Source organism: Aliivibrio friggae, assembly GCF_057368515.1.
The window spans coordinates 1,068,510-1,086,827 of record NZ_CM170649.1 but is presented as its reverse complement, the minus strand read 5'-3'; the positions used below and the strand labels follow the sequence as shown (position 1 = coordinate 1,086,827).

Below are 18,318 nucleotides of genomic sequence, written 5' to 3'. Positions count from 1 at the left end.
CAGGATAAAATGAGGCATAAAAAAAGAACAATTGAAGCATAAATTAGCCGCTGAAACGCCTGAATTTAGGGCAATAATGGTTCAATGCCGAACCTGATGAAACGAACACCAAAAGGCAACAAAGAAAAAGATAAACACCCTACTTTCACACCTAAAAAGCTAATGGTTCAATCGCTGGACTGAACCAAAAAACTGCATTCTCAGAGTTCGTATAACGCCTGCATAACACGTTTGCTACCATGCAGATTAAGCCTAAATTTACCACTTAATGCGGTAAACCCAAAGAAATCTAGGATGCCGAATGTAGCAAATCGTGTTGATGCATTTGTTAGTTTTCAATAACCGATATCCTAATAAGCCAAAGTCCAATATCTGTAAGTGATAAATATAAGCAATTATTAGGGTCTTTAGAAAAAGTATAATATTGAGAGCTAGTTGCCAACCCCATAGCTTTTAAGTCACTTGCTATTTTCATTAATATTGCAGCATCATAATCAAGTATAGTTAGATCAATAAGACACGCTTCATCAATCAAAAGTCCATCATCATACTCATGAGTTGCCATAAGTTCATGCTTTTGGTTAATAAAAGTAAAGATAGGTGAATTGATGCACGCTTGTGGAATATCTACCTTAGAGTTACAAGTATATTTAATTTTCTCAGCATTTTCATAGTTAGTTACAGACATATAATTAAGAACTTTCATATGATGTTCAGTGAATCCAGATAATACTTTTAATGCAAACTCACTATCTTGTATGTTGTGGTTTTCAATCACATTAATAGCAAGACCTGAATGAGCTTCAATTAACTTTTTTCCGCTTATGGTTTTAACCTGAGTTAATAAGTCATAAAAGAAATCATTGAAACCCTCTTTTTGACCAACTAGTTCTAATTTGTATTCTAGGTTTTCAACTCGTTGAGAAATATTGTTTGCCAACATTTCTATTCTACGTTGTTCATACTTATTCATTTTACGATCAATGGTTCTTGTTATGATGCCACCTATATATGGAATTGTAGCGATTGCAACCAAACCAATATCAACAGATGCATCTTTAATTTCTTTAACTTTATTATTAAACATACTTAAGCTTACCTATTGAGAACTAACGTCGCAATAACACGTGCGAACGCCTTAATTACCAAACCAATTATACTCTAAACCACGAATGCCGAGTGTAATAAGCATCGTGTTGATTGCTTTGTTATACCGTTTCTAACAACGTACCCAATACCTTGCTAATGGATTTGGAAAGACCTTACCCATTACGATATCTTCAAATTTACCACCGTTACTTTCTATGATTTTTCGTGAAGCTATATTGTCTTCGTCAGCAGTTAATAGCACTCGATTAAGCCCAAGTTCTTTAGCTTTAGTTAAAGCCAATTTGAGTATCGATTTTCCATAACCATTTCTACGAAATGACGGTGCTATATCATAACCAATATGACCTGCTTCCAGTGCTAGAAACTCATTATTTATATTGTGACGAATACGAACCACGCCCAAAATAGACTGATTATCATTAATTAGCCAAAAGTGACTGCATGGGACATAACCTTCACGTAAGTTAATCCCGTTACTTTCATCAATTAAACTTTGAATATACGAAGAAAAATCCTCTTTTCCCAATAAGTAAGATTCAATATTACCAATGTCGTTGGCTGCATAATCCTCGAAAAAACCAAAGAATGCTGACTTCAATTCTAGTGATGGTACAACTAATTCCATGTCAATTTCTCCTTTTAACGGTATAACGCCTGCATAACACGTTTGCTACCATACAGATCAAGCTCAAATTTACCACTTAATACGGTAAACTCAAAGAAAACCTAGAATGCCGAATGTAGCAAATCGTGTTGATGCATTTGTTATGTGAATTTCATTTCCTAATTACACCATTATTTTTCACAATATCTTCAAACAATTCATCCTCAAACCACTTGTTATCATTGCTTAATTTTATATTTGCCTCAGCACATAATTGAGATATTAATTTAACAGCTTTAAGAGCAAGCTTTGAATACTGATAATGACGCTCTACAAATAGCTCTTCAAAATATGGAGGGTCTGCAACAACTTCAGCCACACTATCAATTTTTGCGTCCGCCATATAAATTTCGTTCGGAAGATAAAGTATGTCATGCATTAAGCTTGATGGAATAGACAACCAATCAACATCTAAAGATAACGGAGTAAATTCAGGCCTTCTGATTTGAGGGAAATAATAACCATCTTTATCTGGCTGACCACGGTATAAACCGTCATCTTTTACAACTAATGCACAATTATCAACAAAAACTTCCAATAAACTAACCACTCGAGTTACAAGGTAACGTTTTCTACGTCTTGTACTAAAAAAAGAGGTAACCCACTCTTTTAGACTTGTAACAAAAACGCCTACAACCACACCAGCTAAACCGATTAACGCTTCGTTCATTTATAACCTCATTAATTCACATAACGCCTGCATAACACGTTTGCTGCCATGCAGATTAAGCCTAAATTTACCACTTAATACGGTAAACTAAAAGAAACCTAGAATGCCGAATGTAGCAAATCGTGTTGATGCATTTGTTATGTGTGTTGTTGAATTTTTTGACTTACCCATTTATTGAAAGCGATTAAATTCGGTATAGAAAACAGGATAAGTTAGGAATATGATTATCTCACGACTTTAAAACGAATAAAAAACAGACTACTTTCTTTTGAATAAATCTTCCGTAAAAGCCACTTTAAAATGAAAACAAATGGTAAATTTTCAGCCTTAGCATGCGTTCGATTTAATTCATTAAACTCAACTGGCTCAACGCTAAGTATTTCAATCTGACAAATCTTTTGATTATCCTCATAAGTATAAGCATTCAAAACTTGACCTACTGAGAAGTTACTCTCAGGGTGATCACGAATAGTCGCTGTCTTTTTGCCAGTGATTATTTGAGTTTCCAATCGTGAGGAAAAAGTGATTTTATCCAATAATTTATACCTATTATTCAAGTCAGTACGAACACATAACGCCTGCATAACACGTTTGCTACCATGCAGATTAACCCTAAATTTACCACTTAACACGGTAAACTCAAAGAAACCCAGAATGCCGAATGTAGCAAATCGTGTTGATGCGATTGTTAAATGTGACTCAACGAAGCCTGCAAACTAAACGCAACATGTCCTTGTGCCGAATTCCATTCTCAAATATCTCGTCATCATAATTGTCGAGGAAGAAATCCTTTAAAATGGAATCGACTCTGAAACCGTGACGTTGATAAAATGATAATTGATACCCAAAAGTACCAGTCCCAAGCTCAACTTTACTATAACCCATCGTGGTTAATTCTTTTAATACAAATCGGAGTAGTTTTGAACCAAAACCTTTCTGCTGATATTCAGGATCTATTGCTATATTAAAAATTTCAGAAGTAGAAATATTCAATGACTTACTAACGCAAACACCAATAATTTCGTCACCATCAAACGCACCAAAACAAGCCGAATCAACTAAGTATTTTTTGATAGTAATTTCAGACGGATCAGCTTTAAGCAATAACATCATTGGCACTGATTCAGATGATATTTTTTTAAATTCAATCAAGCCACTTTCCTCTTAGAGCCCAAGAAACATTTAACGCCTGCATAACACGTTTACTACTATACAGACTTACCTAAATTTTACCGCCTTAATCACTGAAACTAAAGGCAAACTGACAACGCCGAATGTAGCAAATCGTGTTGATGCATTTGTTATAACGCAGTTCTCAATTTAGACCAATGACCCAGCCAACCTTTCGACGTTACACGGTCACTGAAGATTTCTAAAGAACGCTTAGGATTATGTGTAACCTGCAAATTAAACAACGATTCAAAGCCAAAAGCAGAAATACATTCATATTTACCATTGCCTAATTTTCGTATGGCTACCGCTGTTTCTTTTTCTGGCCAATAACTCATTGCGTCGATAATACTTAAATACGGTTTATCACCATTTCGTTTGTGCATAATTGCTTGATTACGCACTTCCCAATTCAATTCTGGCATCAATGCAGAAAGCTGAAATTCGATTAGTTTGTAGTTTTCAGGATTAGATTCAGTTTCATCGAAATAAATAACATCAACGTCATTCAAAGGCGTTGATACTGATTTTTGATGTAAATGATCCCATACCAAATTTCGGACGAAACCAGCGACTAAATAGCAATGAGGTATATTGAGTTGTCGAACACAATCAAGAGCCTTAATCCTCAATTCATCTTTCTCAATTAATGTGATTATTCTATCCATATCCACCCTGCGTTATAACGCCGCAATAACACGTGCGAAAGACCGACTTATAAAACCAATCATACTCTAAACCGCGAACGCCGAGTGTAATTAGCATCGTGTTGATTGCTTTGTTACACGATCTTTGTCAACCCTTCGCTTTAATTGATAAAGAACTGATTTACCAAGATTTGCTGTTAAACGATTTTAATTAGACTGGCTAAATTAAGCGAGCAAAATATCCAATCAACGGCAATAACTGTGAAACGAAACAATCCTTTTTCTTACACCATTTGTACGATTTGGTTTCAACAAGTTTTTAGCTTATAAACCAAATATCCTTACCACAATTGGGATTGATAATACTGTGAGTAAAGCACGGATACAGGATAAAATGAGGCAACACCAAAGAACCATTGAAGCGTAAAATTGCCTCTGAAACGCCTGAATTTAGGGAAATAAGGGGTAATTTGCCGAACCTGATGAAATGAACACCAAAAGGAAACAAAGAAGAAAGAAAACCACCCTACTTTCACATCTAAAAATCGAATGGTTCTATCGCCGAACTGAGCCAAAAAACTGCTATCTTTAGTTCGTGTAACGCCTGCATAACACGTTTGCTACTATGCAGATTAAGCCTAAATTTACCACTTAATACGGTAAACCCAAAGAAACCTAGAATGCCGAATGTAGCAAATCGTGTTGATGCATTTGTTATATGCTACAGACTTAGTTAGCTTGATTTAACTGCAATAAGTCCCATTTTGTACCGTATAAGTCTTTAAATACAACAACTGTGCCGTATTCTTCAACACGTGGTTCTTCAGTAAACTCGACACCTTGAGATTTCATAAACTCATAGTCACGCCAGAAATCATTAGTTTGAAGAAATAAGAAAACACGACCGCCCGCTTGATTGCCAACTGATTTTAATTGGTCATCATTACTTGCTTGAGCCAATAGTAAATTTGTGCCCGTTGAATTAGGTGGAGATATTTGAACCCAACGTTTACCACCGCCTAAATCAGTATCTTCGATAAGTTCAAATTGTAGTTTTTTGGTATAAAATTCAATTGCATCATCATAGTTTTCAACAACTAAGGCGATATTACCAATTCTTTGTTCGATGGGCTTATTCATTTGTGGCTCACTACAGTTCAAAAGTTGAATTCTACCCTATTTAGCTCATAAACTCATTTTTGCATATAACGCCTGCATAACACGTTTGCTGCCATGCAAATTAAGCTCAATTTACCACTTAACACGGTAAACCAAAAGAAATCTAGAATGCCGAATGTAGCAAATCGTGTTGATGCATTTGTTATGTGTGTTTTTATTGAACCAATGAACTTTTAAGTACGAAATGATCATCGACCGTTTCAATTACTGTCCATTTTAGATTTGAATACAATGCAGGAATATGAGTAAAAACCAGCAACTCTGGTTCAACCATTTCATTAACCATTTTTTCAGCATGATTAATCAATAGTGAGCTAATTCCTTGCTTACGATTTTCAGACTTAATAAAGACAGCATTAATCCAAACAGCCTGCTCTTGAGTAATTGGAGATAGAAAACGAGTAAAAACTAAACCACCAATTAATTCACCATTTTCTAAGGCAATAATAGGATTTGGGATAACTTTTCCATCCTTTGTTTTAGCCAGTGGTTCAACATCATCCCACTCACTTTCAAACCATTGATACAATTCAGCTAAATACGGTGAATTACTTTCAACCGTTTGAATTAAAACCATAATTACTCCATTAAACCTATCATTTCCGTGAAAACACATAACGCCTGCATAACACGTTTGCTACTATGCAAATTAAGCTCAAATTTACCACTTAATACAGTAAACTCAAAGAAACCTAGAATGCCGAATGTAGCAAATCGTGTTGATGCATTTGTTATACGATTTTTAATAATCGACAATCTCAATTAAATAACTATTTTCCTTTAACTTAGCTCGTTTAATGATCATGTCCGGATTGACAGATTTACCTATACCTGTAACCAATTTTTGTTGGTCTTCTGGCATTTTATCACCAATAATTATTTCGCATAACGAACTTACGCTATAGCCATGTAAATTACTGTCTGACATCGAAAGAATTCTAAATTCATTTTCATAACGCCATGACTCCGATTTACTAGCAATTGTACCAACCACATAATCAATATAATTTAACTCTGATACGCCAAGCATCGCTGGAGATTCAATGAATTCATTTATATCGATAATATTAGGTGTATTTTGGTAACTCACTTTTACGGGTCTAATAACTCGGTCTGAAGCTTTATGAATATCAGCTTGCAGTTTTTGGCTATCAAAAACTAAGCAAAAGCCTCTTAACCCATCAGCATAGTGAGACCACATTAAGTTGTCAGTTATAGGGTCACAATCATTATCAGATAATGATAATGAAATAACTTTCGAGAGCTGAATTAATTTTAAAACTATATCAAATTCTGACTTAGCTAATTTTGACAAAAAATCAGGATGAGAAACGTCCAAATGTTCTAAACCCAGTTCTTTTTGTTTTTGCTTCCTTTCTTCTGGATTGATGTCTTCGTTATCTTTCCATTCAACTAAATTTTCCCAAAGCTTGTAACTCGTATCAGAAATTGACTGTTCAAGAACAAATACTCCTTCAAATGGATCGTTAAAAGAACCTATATCCGAGAACCAAAGTTGAGAGTTTGCTAATGCTGATAGACTATATGTATCAACAGCTCTAAATTTATATAATTTTGAAATTTTAACTATCCTCTAAATCGTATAACGCCGCAATAACACGTGCGAACGCCTTACTTCCCAAACCAATTATACTTCAAACCACAAACGCCGAGTGTAATTAGCATCGTGTTGATTGCTTTGTTACACGATCTTTGTCAACGCTTCGCTTTAATTGGTAAAGAACTGATTTACCAATAATATTTAGAAACCAATTCTAAATTACAAAAGCTAAATTAGCGAACAAAAGAACCGTTCAACTACAAAAACTGCGAAACGAAACAATCCTTTTTCTAGCACCATTTGTACGATTTGGTTTCAGCCTGTTTTGAGCTGATAAACCAAATATACTCGCCACAATTGGGATTAAAAATGCTGCGAGCAAAACACTGATGCAGACTAAAATGAGGCAAAACCATGAACAATTGAAGCGTGAATTGGTTTCTGAAATCCATGAATTTTTGGCAATAATGGTCAATTGCCGAACCTGATGAAACGAACACCAAAAGGCAACAAAGAAAAAGATAAACCACCCTACTTTCACACCTAAAAAGCTAATGGTTCAATCGCTGAACTGAACCAAAAAACTGCATTCTCAGAGTTCGTGTAACGCCGCAATAACACGTACGAAAGACCGACTTACAAAACCAATTATACTCTAAACCGCGAATGCCGAATGTAAATAGCATCGTATTGATTGCTTTGTTATACGAGCCTTGCTTTCGCTCCGATAAACTTGGTAAAGAACTGATTTACCAAGATTTGCTGTAAATTGAGTTTAATTAGACTAGCTCAATTAAGCGAGCAAAATATCCAATCAACAGCAATAACTGTGAAACGAAACAATCCCTTTTTCTTACACCATTTGTACGATTTGGTTTCAGCAAGTTTTGAGCTGATAAACCAAATATCCTTACCACAATTGGGATTGACAATGCTAAGAAGAAAACACTGATACAGGATAAAATGAGGCATAAAAAAAGAACAATTGAAGCATAAATTAGCCGCTGAAACGCCTGAATTTAGGGCAATAATGGTTCAATGCCGAACCTGATGAAACGAACACCAAAAGGCAACAAAGAAAAAGATAAACACCCTACTTTCACACCTAAAAAGCTAATGGTTCAATCGCTGGACTGAACCAAAAAACTGCATTCTCAGAGTTCGTATAACGCCTGCATAACACGTTTGCTACTATGCAGATTAAGCTTAAATTTACCACTTATCACGGTAAAACCAAAGAAACCTAGAATGCCGAATGTAGCAAATCGTGTTGATGCATTTGTTATATGGTTATGACCTCTCCGGAATTCCAACACCATACCCAAACTGCAATATTAGAGATAGAAGATTCTCTCCAAAAATAAGATGAATAACGCTCAAAGCACAAATTTTGAGGTTGAGTGTTTTGAATGTTTAAAATAACTTTATTCTTTTTAGAATCGTCTCTATTTGGCTCAGAATCAAATACTCCGACAAGAAAAAAATAGCGTTTGGAATTGATATCAACAGTAGATAATTTGTTTAAATCCGCTTCCCAAGACTTTAATTGCTCACCAGGTTTATTAACCCAAGATGATAAATGCCAACACCGTTTAATTTCCATCCAAACTGGCTGTTCTCCCGAATTGGCGGCCCAAATATCACATTCTATATTGTTACCATTATCAACAGATTGATAATTTCTTTCACAGCAAACATAATCAAATTTATTCTTTAAAGTGGAGAATATACAAGATCGTATTTGTTCTTCTTTTGGAAGGCGTTCATTCGGTTCAGATTCTGAAACTTTTTTTAAATCATCAATAACCGTATTTATTAACTTGTCGACTTGCATATTTACCTCAAAACCATATAACGCCTGCATAACACGTTTGCTACGATACAGGCTTGGTTGAATTTTACTACCTTAATCAATGAAACTAAAGGCAAACTGACAACGCCGAATGTAGCAAATCGTGTTGATGCATTTGTTATATGCAAACAACCATTCTTACTATGACGTCATTACTTTGATGCCAAAAATGGTAAACAATCCACCAGTGACATAATCCATAACCCCTGAAATACGAGCATAAACGCTTTTAGCTGATTCATGAGAAAACGCTGTAGCTAAAAATAAATGCCAACTAAGCGTAATTGAAGCCATTGTTAGCATGATTGCTAATATCATTGTTGCACTCATGTTTTCAGGCATGGAAACACTGAATAAACTGACAACGAAGAAACCCGTTTTCGGATTTAAAATACTGGTGATAAACGCTGAAATGAAAACCTTTCTTTTCGATGGTGATACCATTTGATTGATTTCAGTTAACTCACCTAACCTCTTTATTTTTCGAGTTAAATAAATCTGACGCATTCCCAAATACAATAAATAACTGCCACCTACCACTTTCATTAAACCAAATAATTGAGGAAAATGAGAAAAGAGAATAACTAATCCGGAGCCACCAAAAAACGACCACAGTAACGTTGCACAACTAACACCGAAAGCAGAAAAAGCCGCAATTTTACGGTCGTAATTAAGTGCAGTGTTAATCGTTAAAAGTACATTAGCTCCAGGAGTCGCAACAGCTAACATCCAAATTAAAGCCACATGAAGAAGAACCAATAAATAGTCCATTACCTACCATTCCAATAAATTAAGCCGTGAGCTAAAAAAGCATATAACGCCTGCATAACACGTTTGCTACCATACAGATTGAGCCTAAATTTACCACTTAATACGGTAAACTAAAAGAAACCCAGAATGCCGAATGTAGCAAATCGTGTTGATGCATTTGTTATATGCGCCTTAAATTGTTAGTGCTTTTATTGCTCGTTCGACACCAAGGCGTGGACTGCTAATTACTGGAATAGAGACGTTAACATTATTTTGAACCTCAGACATTGAAGCCTGAGCTAATACGATTAAATCATACTTTGTCTCATTAGAGGTAATTACGGCACTGATTTGGTCATAATATTCTTCCATATTGCCAGCTAGAAAGTAATCCCATACATTTTCAACACAGCACAAAGTAAGCTTAGATTTTAAGTTGTGTTTGGCTAGCGACTTCAGCAACAGGTCACGAGTTGGTTCTAAAGTACTTTCTAATGCCGCAAGAACCAAAATATTATTGCCATTTTCAACAGCAAAGTCAGCCATTGCCTGATCGACTCGTTGAACTTTACAGCCATTTAAGATATCTATTTCTTCAGCAATGCCACCAATCGATGAGCAAGTGATTACAATGACTTTGCTGACTAAACTCAAAGCTTCCAACTGCGCTATAAGGTTAGCTTTTAATATCGAATCAACACCAAACTGCTGAGCATGAGTTAACAATGATTCATCAACAATATGATTTATAAGTAAATTAGGAGAAAGTTCAGCTACTAATGAACCAAATTTTTCAATATGGACCTGACTTGTATGTATAAAAGAAATATCGTATTTCACTTTTTTCATCCTTGAAGCATATAACGCCTGCATAACACGTTTACTACTATGCAATTATACTTAAAATTGACGCCTTAAAACGAGAAACACTCGACAACCTGAGATGCCGAGTGTAGTAAATCGTGTTGATGCATTTGTTAACTGCGTGCCAAAATGACACAAAACTTGTCAGCGTATAATAATTGAACTACAATTCACTTGTGCCACTTTGACACTGAATGGAGATTATTATGGCAACTGCATTACCTCGTATTACAGCACGTGTAGATATTGATACACAAGAACTACTATCTCAAGCTGCGGCTATTGCTGGTATGTCTAGCATTAACTCATTTGTGCTTAGTGCGGCTGTAGAAAAAGCTAAAACTATTATGGAACGTGAACGAGCCCTACAACTAAGTCAGCAAGATGCTATGACGTTAATGACTGCGTTAGACCAACCTGCTAAACCAAATAGCAAGTTACAAAAAGCAGCTTCACGTTATATGGATAAAACTCAATAATGAATACTGTCCAATTAGAAAAAGCTAAACATGACCGAAATCGTTTTGATTGTGGTATTACCGCACTCAATAATTACTTGAAAGTTATGGCAAGCCAACAAGCTAAGAAAGACAATACTCGTACTTTTGTTCTTGAAGATAAACAATGCCCTGAGCACATTATTGGTTATTACACATTAACCATGACTCCTATTGATATTCAGGATTTACCACCCAAATTACAAAAGAAGCATCACAGTGTAACTTCTGGTGGTTTGATTGCCCGCTTAGCCGTCGACCATAGATACAAAGGTCAAGGTTTCGGTGAATGGCTTTTAATTGATGCGCTTAGAAAACTATTAATGGCAAGTGAAACCGTGGCCTTCCCTGTTGTCATTGTTGATGCAAAAGATGGCGCTGAATATTTCTATGAAAAATACGGTTTTACCGCATTCAAAGACGCTGATAACAAACTGTTTATTACAATTGCAGACATTAGAGCTAGTATCGGTGAATTAATTTAAACCGAGAAGCAGTTAACGCCTGCATAACACGTTTGCTACCATGCAAATTATGCTTAAATTTACCACTTAACGCGATAAACCAAAAGAAATCTAGAATGCCGAATGTAGCAAATCGTGTTGATGCATTTGTTATAACCGACCTCCCGGTACATCCGGATAAGCCCTAATCCATATATCTTTGCTATCAGTATCTTTATACCACTGCATTATAATGTTGAACAATTCAACGCCAATATCAATAGGTACTTCAGAGTAACTATTTTTGGCTCCCGCTTCATAGGGATAACGAGCTTCAATAAATAAATTATCAAACATCTCAAACCATTTTTCATAACGATCTAAACGCAATTGCTTATAAATATCAGTCTCAATTTGATTCGATAGTTCGGTCAATTTATGGAAACGTTTTCTGACTAAATAATTCTCACCATAGGTATCAATACGTTCATTCTCTACAGGTTCAGCAATGAAGCTTTTGAGTAATATTTCAATACCGATAGCTGCATTTACGTTAGATACAGCGCTTAAATTTGGTTGAGCCCACAAAACCTGAGATGCTCGTAAATATCCATGGGCAGCATTAAGCATATGAGGAGATTGATTCATTTTTAGATACATCCTTTAAGGTTATAACGCCTGCATAACACGTTTGCTACGATACAGACTGAGTTGAATTTTACTACCTTAATCACTGAAACTAAAGGCAAACTGACAACGCCGAATGTAGCAAATCGTGTTGATGCATTTGTTATGTGCGTTCTAATTAAACAAATTCACTCTTAAAAGCTTAACCTAATTTATAAAATATTTTACAGCTTAAAAAAGCATTGACCTTACAGTAAGTGGAAGGTCTATGGTTAGTAAAATATTCGATGTAATTAGGAGATTATTATGGGATGTTGCAATAAGGCTCCAAAAGGTGGAGCACCTCTTGGACTATTACTAAAGGTTATCCTTGGGATTGGTCTATTTATATTTTTACTTGCTCTGTGGCAGTAGGAGTCTATATGAATAGTCAATTTATGCATGAGCACAAATGTCGACTCTTGGGAACACAACATGCTCAAGATAAGGTATTCAATTACTTAAAGCGTAATTTATATATTGACCATGTAACGTTAAAAAATAGTCTCCTTGTCGTAGAGTACGACTTCCGTTGCATGGCCTTTTCACAAGTATTAGATATGATTAAGGCAAACAATTGTGATTATACTAATGGTTGGTTTACCAAACTGAAATATCAATTTATGACGAATGCAGATCTAAAAGGTCGTGAAAATCTAGCAATAGAACCATTTTGCTGTGATAAGGTTAAAATTAGAAAAGATAACCTTTAAATTCAAATATATTTAGTAATTCTTAGACAATAGTATTCAATTAGCCTCTAAAAAGATCGTTCCAAATTAGGATAGAGACTATGAAATATGACTTTTAAGCACATAACGCCGGAATAACACGTTTACTACGACATAGACTTAGCTGAATTTTACCGCCTTAATCACTGAAACTAAAGACAAACCTACAACGCCGAATGTAGTAAATCGTGTTGATTGCTTTGTTATATCGAGAATGCTAACTTACTATTTTCTTTGACATATTGTAGCCAGAAATAGAAAAACCAACCTCTTGATACAGCTTTAACGCTCTTTGATTTTGATATGCAACTCGTAATTTTATTTGCTCAATACCAATCGATTTTAATTGTAACTCAAGAGCAGTAATTGCCAATTTTCCATAACCATTATTGCGGCAGTTTGGAAAAATAAAGAAGTCATAAATAAACGTCGACTTATCATTTGCGTTAATCGAATGCCACAAATAACCAACCAATTCTGAACCTAATTCAATGCACAATAATTCATGCTCATTAGTTTCCAAACCATTAGGAAAACTACGAAGAAGATCCTGATTAGCCAATTCGAGCGCCCTATCCATTGAGTGACCATAGTTTTCAGCTATTTCACGGCTATAATCATCAATGAAATATTCACAATACGCAGGATATTCATTTGTGGTCATTGATCTAAGCTGAATCATATTTAATCCTTTAAAACGATGTACTTAAAAAAACGATATAACGCCTGCATAACACGTTTGCTACCATACAGATCAGGCCTAAATTTACCACTTAATGCGGTAAACCAAAAGAAATCTAGAACGCCGAATGTAGCAAATCGTGTTGATGCATTTGTTATGCCACTGATTTTAGAAGAAATAACGAGCACCTAAATAAAAGCCAGTTAATGTTAAGTTAGCTTCTTCTATTTCAGTAAAGGCTGCTCGATATCCTAAATTCAAATCCACACCTTGCGGTAATCGAGTTCCAATTTCAGCACCCAACTGATAACCAGTTTCTGTTTTTGAATAATTTTGATTAGCGCTGTCTTTAACATTAATATCTATTTGGCCAACACCTATCATTGGAGCAAAATAGATATTGCCAAAATCATAGAGAACAAATAATTTAGCCTTAGCGTTAATAAAAAAAGCATCTCCATCAGAGCTTAAAGAGCCACTATTATCAATTTCACCAAATGTTCGATACTCTGCTTCAATACTAGTTTTTACCACTCGATGCGTATCAAATTCATAACCTGCGACAAGGTTGTAACCTAAATCACTTGATTCTTCTGCTGACTCACTTCCTACTTCAAGCTCAACATTATTAGCCATCGATAAATCAGCACCAATATAAAATTGATTACCAGATTCTTTAACGTGCTCATTAACATTAGCATAAGAAGATGCACTCAAAAGCATAAGAGAAGTAGCGATTAATCCTTTAAGCTTACTCATTTAGTATTACTCTCAATAAAAAGAATCATATTACCATAGCAAAATAGAATGCGGTAATGATTAATGCAAGCCTTTCAAAAGCGGCATAACGCCGCAATAACACGTGCGAACGACTGACTTACCAAACCAATTACACTTCAAACCACAAACGCCGAGTGTAATTAGCATCGTGTTGATTGCTTTGTTACACGATCTTTGTCAACGCTTCGCTTTAATTGGTAAAGAACTGATTTAACAATAATATTTAGAAACCAATTCTAAATTACAAAAGCTAAATTAGCGAACAAAAGAAACGTTCAACTACAAAAACTGCGAAACGAAGCAATCCTTTTTCTAGCACCATTTGTACGATTTGGTTTCAGAAAGTTTTGAGCTGATAAACCAAATATCATTGCCACAATTGGGATTGAAAATGCTGAGAGAAAAAGACTGATGCAGGCTAAAATGAGGCATAGCCAAAGAACAATTGAAGCGTAAATTAGCTTCTGAAACGCCTGAATTTGGGGCAATAATAGTTCAGTGCCGAACCTGATGAAACGAACACCAAAAAGCAACAAAGAAAAAGGAAATCCACCTTACTTTCACACCTAAAAAACTAACGGCTCAATCGCTGAACTGAGCCAAAAAACTGCTATCTTTAGTTCGTGTAACGCCTGCATAACACGTTTGCTACCATGCAGATTAAGCTCAAATTTACCACTTAATACGGTAAACTCAAAGAAACCTAGAATGCCGAGTGTAGCAAATCGTGTTGATGCATTTGTTATGCGTATTTAGATTTAGCTAATTGATATTTCTAAACTAATTTGATCATGAGCCTGACTAACATTTTTGAATTCATAACCTAACTTCACTAAGTTAATAGTTAAAATTTCTTTTAAAATCCCTTGCTCAACAGCCGAAAGTTTACAAAATTTCATTTCTGGTGTCTTTTTACCGTCAATAGTGATAATCGCAGAATTGAAAAAACCTTGATCTGCCAACGAGTATAATGTTTTAGATAAGTACTCTTCCACTTCGTAATAAACAAAACAAGTATGATCCTCCATCATAAATAGGTTTATCAATGCATTGGTTACATTTAAGCTATGTTCTCTTAGCTCAGATGCTAACCTTAGAGCGCTAGTATTCATTCTTCTTCCTAATTTGAACTTGCGCATAACGCCTGCATAACACGTTTGCTACTATGCAGATTAAGCCTAAATTTACCACTTAATACGGTAAATCTAAAGAAACCTAGAATGCCGAATGTAGCAAATCGTGTTGATGCATTTGTTATGCGCGCTTACTTAAGTAAACCCTTACAAACCCAAACTCTTCGTCCTTTTCTTCCCTATCAATTGTCCAACCATTTTTTAGGTAAAACTCAATGGCTTGTTCATTACCTTTGAAAGTTTCAAGGCGATAAGTTTGATGACCTAATAATGTCATTTCATTTTCAACATATTTGAGAAGGTTAGATCCTAGACCGGAACGTTGAACTTGAGGAGAAACCATTAAAATATGCACGAAATCATTTTCAAATGCACAATAACCTTGAATTTGGTTATTCAATTCAACTACAACACAGTTCGACAGTTGTTTTTCAACTTCTTTATCTGACTCACCGCTGTTAAGAAACCAATCAACACCCTCATCACCTAAGAAAGAACGATAACAAGTATTAATCGTGTCTCTAGCCAATTCTTGAATTAACGTTAAATCAGACACCTGAGCTTTTCTAATATTTACCATATAACCTTTCCTTTTTTAGCGCATAACGCCTGCATAACACGTTTACTACCAAGCAATTATACTTAAAATTGACGCCTTAAAACGAGAAACACTCGGCAAACTGAGATTGCCGAGTGTAGTAAATCGTGTTGATGCATTTGTTATGTTTTATTTAACTCGTCATTGAAACGTTTAAATAATGGCTTTAATTGTCGACGAATTGATTCACTTTCCATTTTATTAGCAGCTCTTATACCGTAAGTTATAAAATTTCTTTTACCTAAATGGGTATACCTACTATATAATTTACGCTTAAACAATTCCCTTTCTGGTAATCCTTTTTCATAACGAATTGAATTATATTTAATCATCGTCTTTTTCGCTAACCGGATCCCTCGACGCATTCTTTCTGAATACCTAGCCAAAGAAGATGAACGAATAAACATATCCTCTCCGTCAAACATAAAACCTAAATATTGTAAGTGGCTATCAGCTTTCAATTTATCACCAACACGTGTAAATGTTCGGATTTCTGTTTTTTTCTGATTAACCGACAGTTTTAAGCCTTTAATTTGATTCACAGCAAATTGTTCAACTTTTGATCTAACCTCAGTTGGAACAATAAATAGCATATCATCACAATAACGAAAATATTTTCCATTATGTTCGTCAACGAATTGCTTCATTTTTAGATCAAATTCGAACATATATATATTCGACAACATTGCACTTAATGGTGTTCCTTGAGGAATACCAAATTTGAAAGGATTCGTTTCAATAAGCTTATTAGCCCTGACTTGCTCGCGAAACTCTTGAGGTTCGCACACTCTACGCTTGCCATGATTATGATAATTTAGCGATATTCCCAATAGCTTATACAAATCAACTTTCTTTACATGAGCATGCTTAGTAATTGATTTAAAGACATTATAGTGATCTTTTGGAAGCTTTTGTACTTGAAGTAAGCTACACCATTCATTTTTTAAAACTTCATGGTCTAACGTATCAAAGAATTTAGTGACATCTAAAGCAACAGCACTACATTCACCTACTTTTTTCACCTCATTAAAAGCATCTAATGCAAAATCAATATTACTTTTTCCAAGTGAACGAAAAGCTAAAATAGAATCACTTAATCCATGTTCTTTGAGCTTACCTTCATAATAATGAGTTAATATTTTTGAATAGTATGAATATATATGGCTATCAAGGTGTGCAGGATAAGAAATTGGACGGAGCTTAGGAGGTAAAGCGATTACTTTTTTACTAATTGGGTCTTTGCCAATTTTATTAATTTCAATTACATAATGAATTAACGGATAAAATGCATGTTTAGATACAGCATCAGGATCCGTCACAATTTTCGGTGCTTTTTTTATATTAATCGGAAGGTCAAAGTGTAGATAAGTTCGCGGGCGGAACCAATCTGTAGTTAGAATGTTCATTTTTACTCCAAGAGCAAAACCGAGGAAGCTAGAACAGCGGCAATTCTAAACGCATCCTCGGATTAACTGGCCATTACAGCCGTCAAAAGCCGCGTCATGTTAAATATAAATTATGCTATCACTATAACAATAACTCTGGAGGCATCTATGAAGACACTTATCCATGTATTGCTGTCATTCTGCTCAATAAGCTTATTGAGTAGGTTTGACAGCCTGTTCAGCACCTTTTAATCAATTATGAAATAATTATTAAAAGCCAAAATATAATACACCATATTATTTGTAGATCAATGATTTATCGGTACTATTTTGAATTAAAACATAACGCCTGCATAACACGTTTGCTACGATACAGGCTTAGCTGAATTTTACTGCCTTAATTACTGAAACTAAAGACAAACTGACAACGCCGAGTGTAGCAAATCGTGTTGATGCATTTGTTACACGATCTTTGTCAACGCTTCGCTTTAATTGGTAAAAAACTGATTTACCAATAATATTTAGAAGGCAATTCTAAATTACAAAAGCTAAATTAGCGAACAAAAGAAACGTTCAACTACAAAAACTGCGAAACGAAGCAATCCTTTTTCTAGCACCATTTGTACGATTTGGTTTCAGCAAGTTTTGAGCTGATAAACCAAATATCATTGCCACAATTGGGATTGAAAATGCTACGAGCAAAGCACGGATGCAGAATAAAATGAGGCAACACCAAAGAACCATTGAAGCGTAAAAATGCCTCTGAAACGCATGAACTTAGACCGAAAATAGTTAATTGCCGAACCTGATGAAATGAAAACTAAAAGGCAACAAAGATGAAGGAAAACCGCCCAACTTTCACATCTAAAAATCGAACGGTTCTATCGCTGAACTGAGCAAAAAAAACTGCAATCTTTAGTTCGTGTAACGCCGCAA

21 protein-coding genes are annotated in these 18,318 nt (G+C 35.1%); 3 read left to right on the top strand and 18 right to left on the bottom strand.

The annotated features are described in order from the left end of the window. Positions 1-328: 328 nt before the first annotated feature. From AC2INI_RS18365 to AC2INI_RS18310, 12 genes are all read right to left on the bottom strand, one after another. Positions 329-1,087, bottom strand: coding sequence for a hypothetical protein (locus AC2INI_RS18365; RefSeq protein WP_486305955.1), 759 nt, complete (start codon positions 1,085-1,087; stop codon positions 329-331). A 132-nt stretch (positions 1,088-1,219) separates the two neighbouring features. Further along, a complete protein-coding gene (locus AC2INI_RS18360) occupies positions 1,220-1,735 on the bottom strand; it encodes a GNAT family N-acetyltransferase (RefSeq protein WP_375320669.1) in 516 nt (171 codons plus the stop codon). Between the two features lie 151 nt (positions 1,736-1,886). Next, positions 1,887-2,444, bottom strand: coding sequence for a hypothetical protein (locus AC2INI_RS18355; protein ID WP_486305954.1), 558 nt, complete (start codon positions 2,442-2,444; stop codon positions 1,887-1,889). A gap of 224 nt (positions 2,445-2,668) precedes the next feature. Beyond that, entirely contained in the window at positions 2,669-3,076 is a 408-nt protein-coding gene (gene yqfB, locus AC2INI_RS18350) for a N(4)-acetylcytidine aminohydrolase (RefSeq protein WP_486305953.1), read from the bottom strand. Between the two features lie 67 nt (positions 3,077-3,143). After that, positions 3,144-3,593: a GNAT family N-acetyltransferase gene (locus AC2INI_RS18345; RefSeq protein ID WP_486306468.1), complete on the bottom strand. Its 450-nt coding sequence runs from the start codon at positions 3,591-3,593 to the stop codon at positions 3,144-3,146. A gap of 152 nt (positions 3,594-3,745) precedes the next feature. Continuing rightward, on the bottom strand, positions 3,746-4,282 hold the full coding sequence (locus AC2INI_RS18340; RefSeq protein ID WP_486305952.1) for a nucleotidyltransferase family protein: 537 nt from the start codon (positions 4,280-4,282) through the stop codon (positions 3,746-3,748). Between the two features lie 708 nt (positions 4,283-4,990). Then, positions 4,991-5,401: a VOC family protein gene (locus AC2INI_RS18335; protein ID WP_486305951.1), complete on the bottom strand. Its 411-nt coding sequence runs from the start codon at positions 5,399-5,401 to the stop codon at positions 4,991-4,993. A 193-nt stretch (positions 5,402-5,594) separates the two neighbouring features. Further along, positions 5,595-6,017: a GNAT family N-acetyltransferase gene (locus AC2INI_RS18330; RefSeq protein WP_151656827.1), complete on the bottom strand. Its 423-nt coding sequence runs from the start codon at positions 6,015-6,017 to the stop codon at positions 5,595-5,597. 165 nt (positions 6,018-6,182) lie between these two features. Then, positions 6,183-6,779, bottom strand: a complete 597-nt coding sequence (locus AC2INI_RS18325) for a DUF2971 domain-containing protein (protein ID WP_155654025.1) — start codon at positions 6,777-6,779, stop codon at positions 6,183-6,185. Positions 6,780-8,283: 1,504 nt separating this feature from the next. Then, positions 8,284-8,865, bottom strand: coding sequence for a basic helix-loop-helix domain-containing protein (locus tag AC2INI_RS18320; protein WP_486305950.1), 582 nt, complete (start codon positions 8,863-8,865; stop codon positions 8,284-8,286). A gap of 129 nt (positions 8,866-8,994) precedes the next feature. Beyond that, the gene (locus tag AC2INI_RS18315; protein WP_486305949.1) at positions 8,995-9,624 is read right to left on the bottom strand and encodes a LysE family translocator; all 630 of its coding nucleotides are present in this window, start codon (positions 9,622-9,624) and stop codon (positions 8,995-8,997) included. 171 nt (positions 9,625-9,795) lie between these two features. Continuing rightward, entirely contained in the window at positions 9,796-10,452 is a 657-nt protein-coding gene (locus AC2INI_RS18310) for a hypothetical protein (protein WP_486305948.1), read from the bottom strand. 221 nt (positions 10,453-10,673) lie between these two features. Between AC2INI_RS18310 and AC2INI_RS18305 the strand changes: the two genes are divergently transcribed. Both AC2INI_RS18305 and AC2INI_RS18300 read left to right on the top strand, forming a co-directional pair. Beyond that, positions 10,674-10,946, top strand: a complete 273-nt coding sequence (locus tag AC2INI_RS18305) for a type II toxin-antitoxin system TacA family antitoxin (RefSeq protein WP_017018730.1) — start codon at positions 10,674-10,676, stop codon at positions 10,944-10,946. Continuing rightward, a complete protein-coding gene (locus tag AC2INI_RS18300) occupies positions 10,943-11,449 on the top strand; it encodes a GNAT family N-acetyltransferase (RefSeq protein ID WP_175354183.1) in 507 nt (168 codons plus the stop codon). The genes AC2INI_RS18305 and AC2INI_RS18300 overlap by 4 nt, the downstream gene beginning before the upstream one ends. Before the next feature lie 129 nt (positions 11,450-11,578). Here AC2INI_RS18300 and AC2INI_RS18295 read toward each other — a convergent pair whose 3' ends face one another. Continuing rightward, on the bottom strand, positions 11,579-12,055 hold the full coding sequence (locus AC2INI_RS18295) for a HEPN domain-containing protein (protein ID WP_486305947.1): 477 nt from the start codon (positions 12,053-12,055) through the stop codon (positions 11,579-11,581). A gap of 401 nt (positions 12,056-12,456) precedes the next feature. On the opposite strand from AC2INI_RS18295, the gene AC2INI_RS18290 reads away from it, so the two are divergent. Further along, positions 12,457-12,786, top strand: a complete 330-nt coding sequence (locus AC2INI_RS18290) for a hypothetical protein (RefSeq protein ID WP_486305946.1) — start codon at positions 12,457-12,459, stop codon at positions 12,784-12,786. A 235-nt stretch (positions 12,787-13,021) separates the two neighbouring features. Here AC2INI_RS18290 and AC2INI_RS18285 read toward each other — a convergent pair whose 3' ends face one another. The 5 genes from AC2INI_RS18285 to drt2 all read right to left on the bottom strand — a co-directional run bounded on the left by AC2INI_RS18285 (position 13,022) and on the right by drt2 (position 17,403). Next, positions 13,022-13,486: a GNAT family N-acetyltransferase gene (locus tag AC2INI_RS18285; RefSeq protein WP_102257510.1), complete on the bottom strand. Its 465-nt coding sequence runs from the start codon at positions 13,484-13,486 to the stop codon at positions 13,022-13,024. 168 nt (positions 13,487-13,654) lie between these two features. Then, on the bottom strand, positions 13,655-14,245 hold the full coding sequence (locus AC2INI_RS18280; protein WP_486305945.1) for an outer membrane beta-barrel protein: 591 nt from the start codon (positions 14,243-14,245) through the stop codon (positions 13,655-13,657). Positions 14,246-15,024: 779 nt separating this feature from the next. Continuing rightward, a complete protein-coding gene (locus AC2INI_RS18275; RefSeq protein ID WP_486305944.1) occupies positions 15,025-15,378 on the bottom strand; it encodes a hypothetical protein in 354 nt (117 codons plus the stop codon). A 142-nt stretch (positions 15,379-15,520) separates the two neighbouring features. After that, the gene (locus AC2INI_RS18270; RefSeq protein ID WP_486305943.1) at positions 15,521-15,979 is read right to left on the bottom strand and encodes a GNAT family N-acetyltransferase; all 459 of its coding nucleotides are present in this window, start codon (positions 15,977-15,979) and stop codon (positions 15,521-15,523) included. Positions 15,980-16,119: 140 nt separating this feature from the next. Continuing rightward, entirely contained in the window at positions 16,120-17,403 is a 1,284-nt protein-coding gene (gene drt2, locus AC2INI_RS18265; protein ID WP_486305942.1) for an antiviral reverse transcriptase Drt2, read from the bottom strand. Between the last annotated feature and the right edge of the window lie 915 nt (positions 17,404-18,318).

What these genes read in the sequence shown, in the direction of transcription:
- AC2INI_RS18365 (WP_486305955.1), bottom strand. Translation starts at nt 1,087, where the DNA reads ATGTTTAATAATAAAGTTAAAGAAATTAAAGATGCATCTGTTGATATT.
- AC2INI_RS18360 (WP_375320669.1), bottom strand. Translation starts at nt 1,735, where the DNA reads ATGGAATTAGTTGTACCATCACTAGAATTGAAGTCAGCATTCTTTGGT.
- AC2INI_RS18355 (WP_486305954.1), bottom strand. Translation starts at nt 2,444, where the DNA reads ATGAACGAAGCGTTAATCGGTTTAGCTGGTGTGGTTGTAGGCGTTTTT.
- AC2INI_RS18340 (WP_486305952.1), bottom strand. Translation starts at nt 4,282, where the DNA reads ATGGATAGAATAATCACATTAATTGAGAAAGATGAATTGAGGATTAAG.
- AC2INI_RS18335 (WP_486305951.1), bottom strand. Translation starts at nt 5,401, where the DNA reads ATGAATAAGCCCATCGAACAAAGAATTGGTAATATCGCCTTAGTTGTT.
- AC2INI_RS18330 (WP_151656827.1), bottom strand. Translation starts at nt 6,017, where the DNA reads ATGGTTTTAATTCAAACGGTTGAAAGTAATTCACCGTATTTAGCTGAA.
- AC2INI_RS18320 (WP_486305950.1), bottom strand. Translation starts at nt 8,865, where the DNA reads ATGCAGGCGTTATATGGTTTTGAGGTAAATATGCAAGTCGACAAGTTA.
- AC2INI_RS18315 (WP_486305949.1), bottom strand. Translation starts at nt 9,624, where the DNA reads ATGGACTATTTATTGGTTCTTCTTCATGTGGCTTTAATTTGGATGTTA.
- AC2INI_RS18310 (WP_486305948.1), bottom strand. Translation starts at nt 10,452, where the DNA reads ATGAAAAAAGTGAAATACGATATTTCTTTTATACATACAAGTCAGGTC.
- AC2INI_RS18305 (WP_017018730.1), top strand. Translation starts at nt 10,674, where the DNA reads ATGGCAACTGCATTACCTCGTATTACAGCACGTGTAGATATTGATACA.
- AC2INI_RS18295 (WP_486305947.1), bottom strand. Translation starts at nt 12,055, where the DNA reads ATGAATCAATCTCCTCATATGCTTAATGCTGCCCATGGATATTTACGA.
- AC2INI_RS18290 (WP_486305946.1), top strand. Translation starts at nt 12,457, where the DNA reads ATGAATAGTCAATTTATGCATGAGCACAAATGTCGACTCTTGGGAACA.
- AC2INI_RS18285 (WP_102257510.1), bottom strand. Translation starts at nt 13,486, where the DNA reads ATGATTCAGCTTAGATCAATGACCACAAATGAATATCCTGCGTATTGT.
- AC2INI_RS18280 (WP_486305945.1), bottom strand. Translation starts at nt 14,245, where the DNA reads ATGAGTAAGCTTAAAGGATTAATCGCTACTTCTCTTATGCTTTTGAGT.
- AC2INI_RS18275 (WP_486305944.1), bottom strand. Translation starts at nt 15,378, where the DNA reads ATGAATACTAGCGCTCTAAGGTTAGCATCTGAGCTAAGAGAACATAGC.
- AC2INI_RS18270 (WP_486305943.1), bottom strand. Translation starts at nt 15,979, where the DNA reads ATGGTAAATATTAGAAAAGCTCAGGTGTCTGATTTAACGTTAATTCAA.
- drt2 (WP_486305942.1), bottom strand. Translation starts at nt 17,403, where the DNA reads ATGAACATTCTAACTACAGATTGGTTCCGCCCGCGAACTTATCTACAC.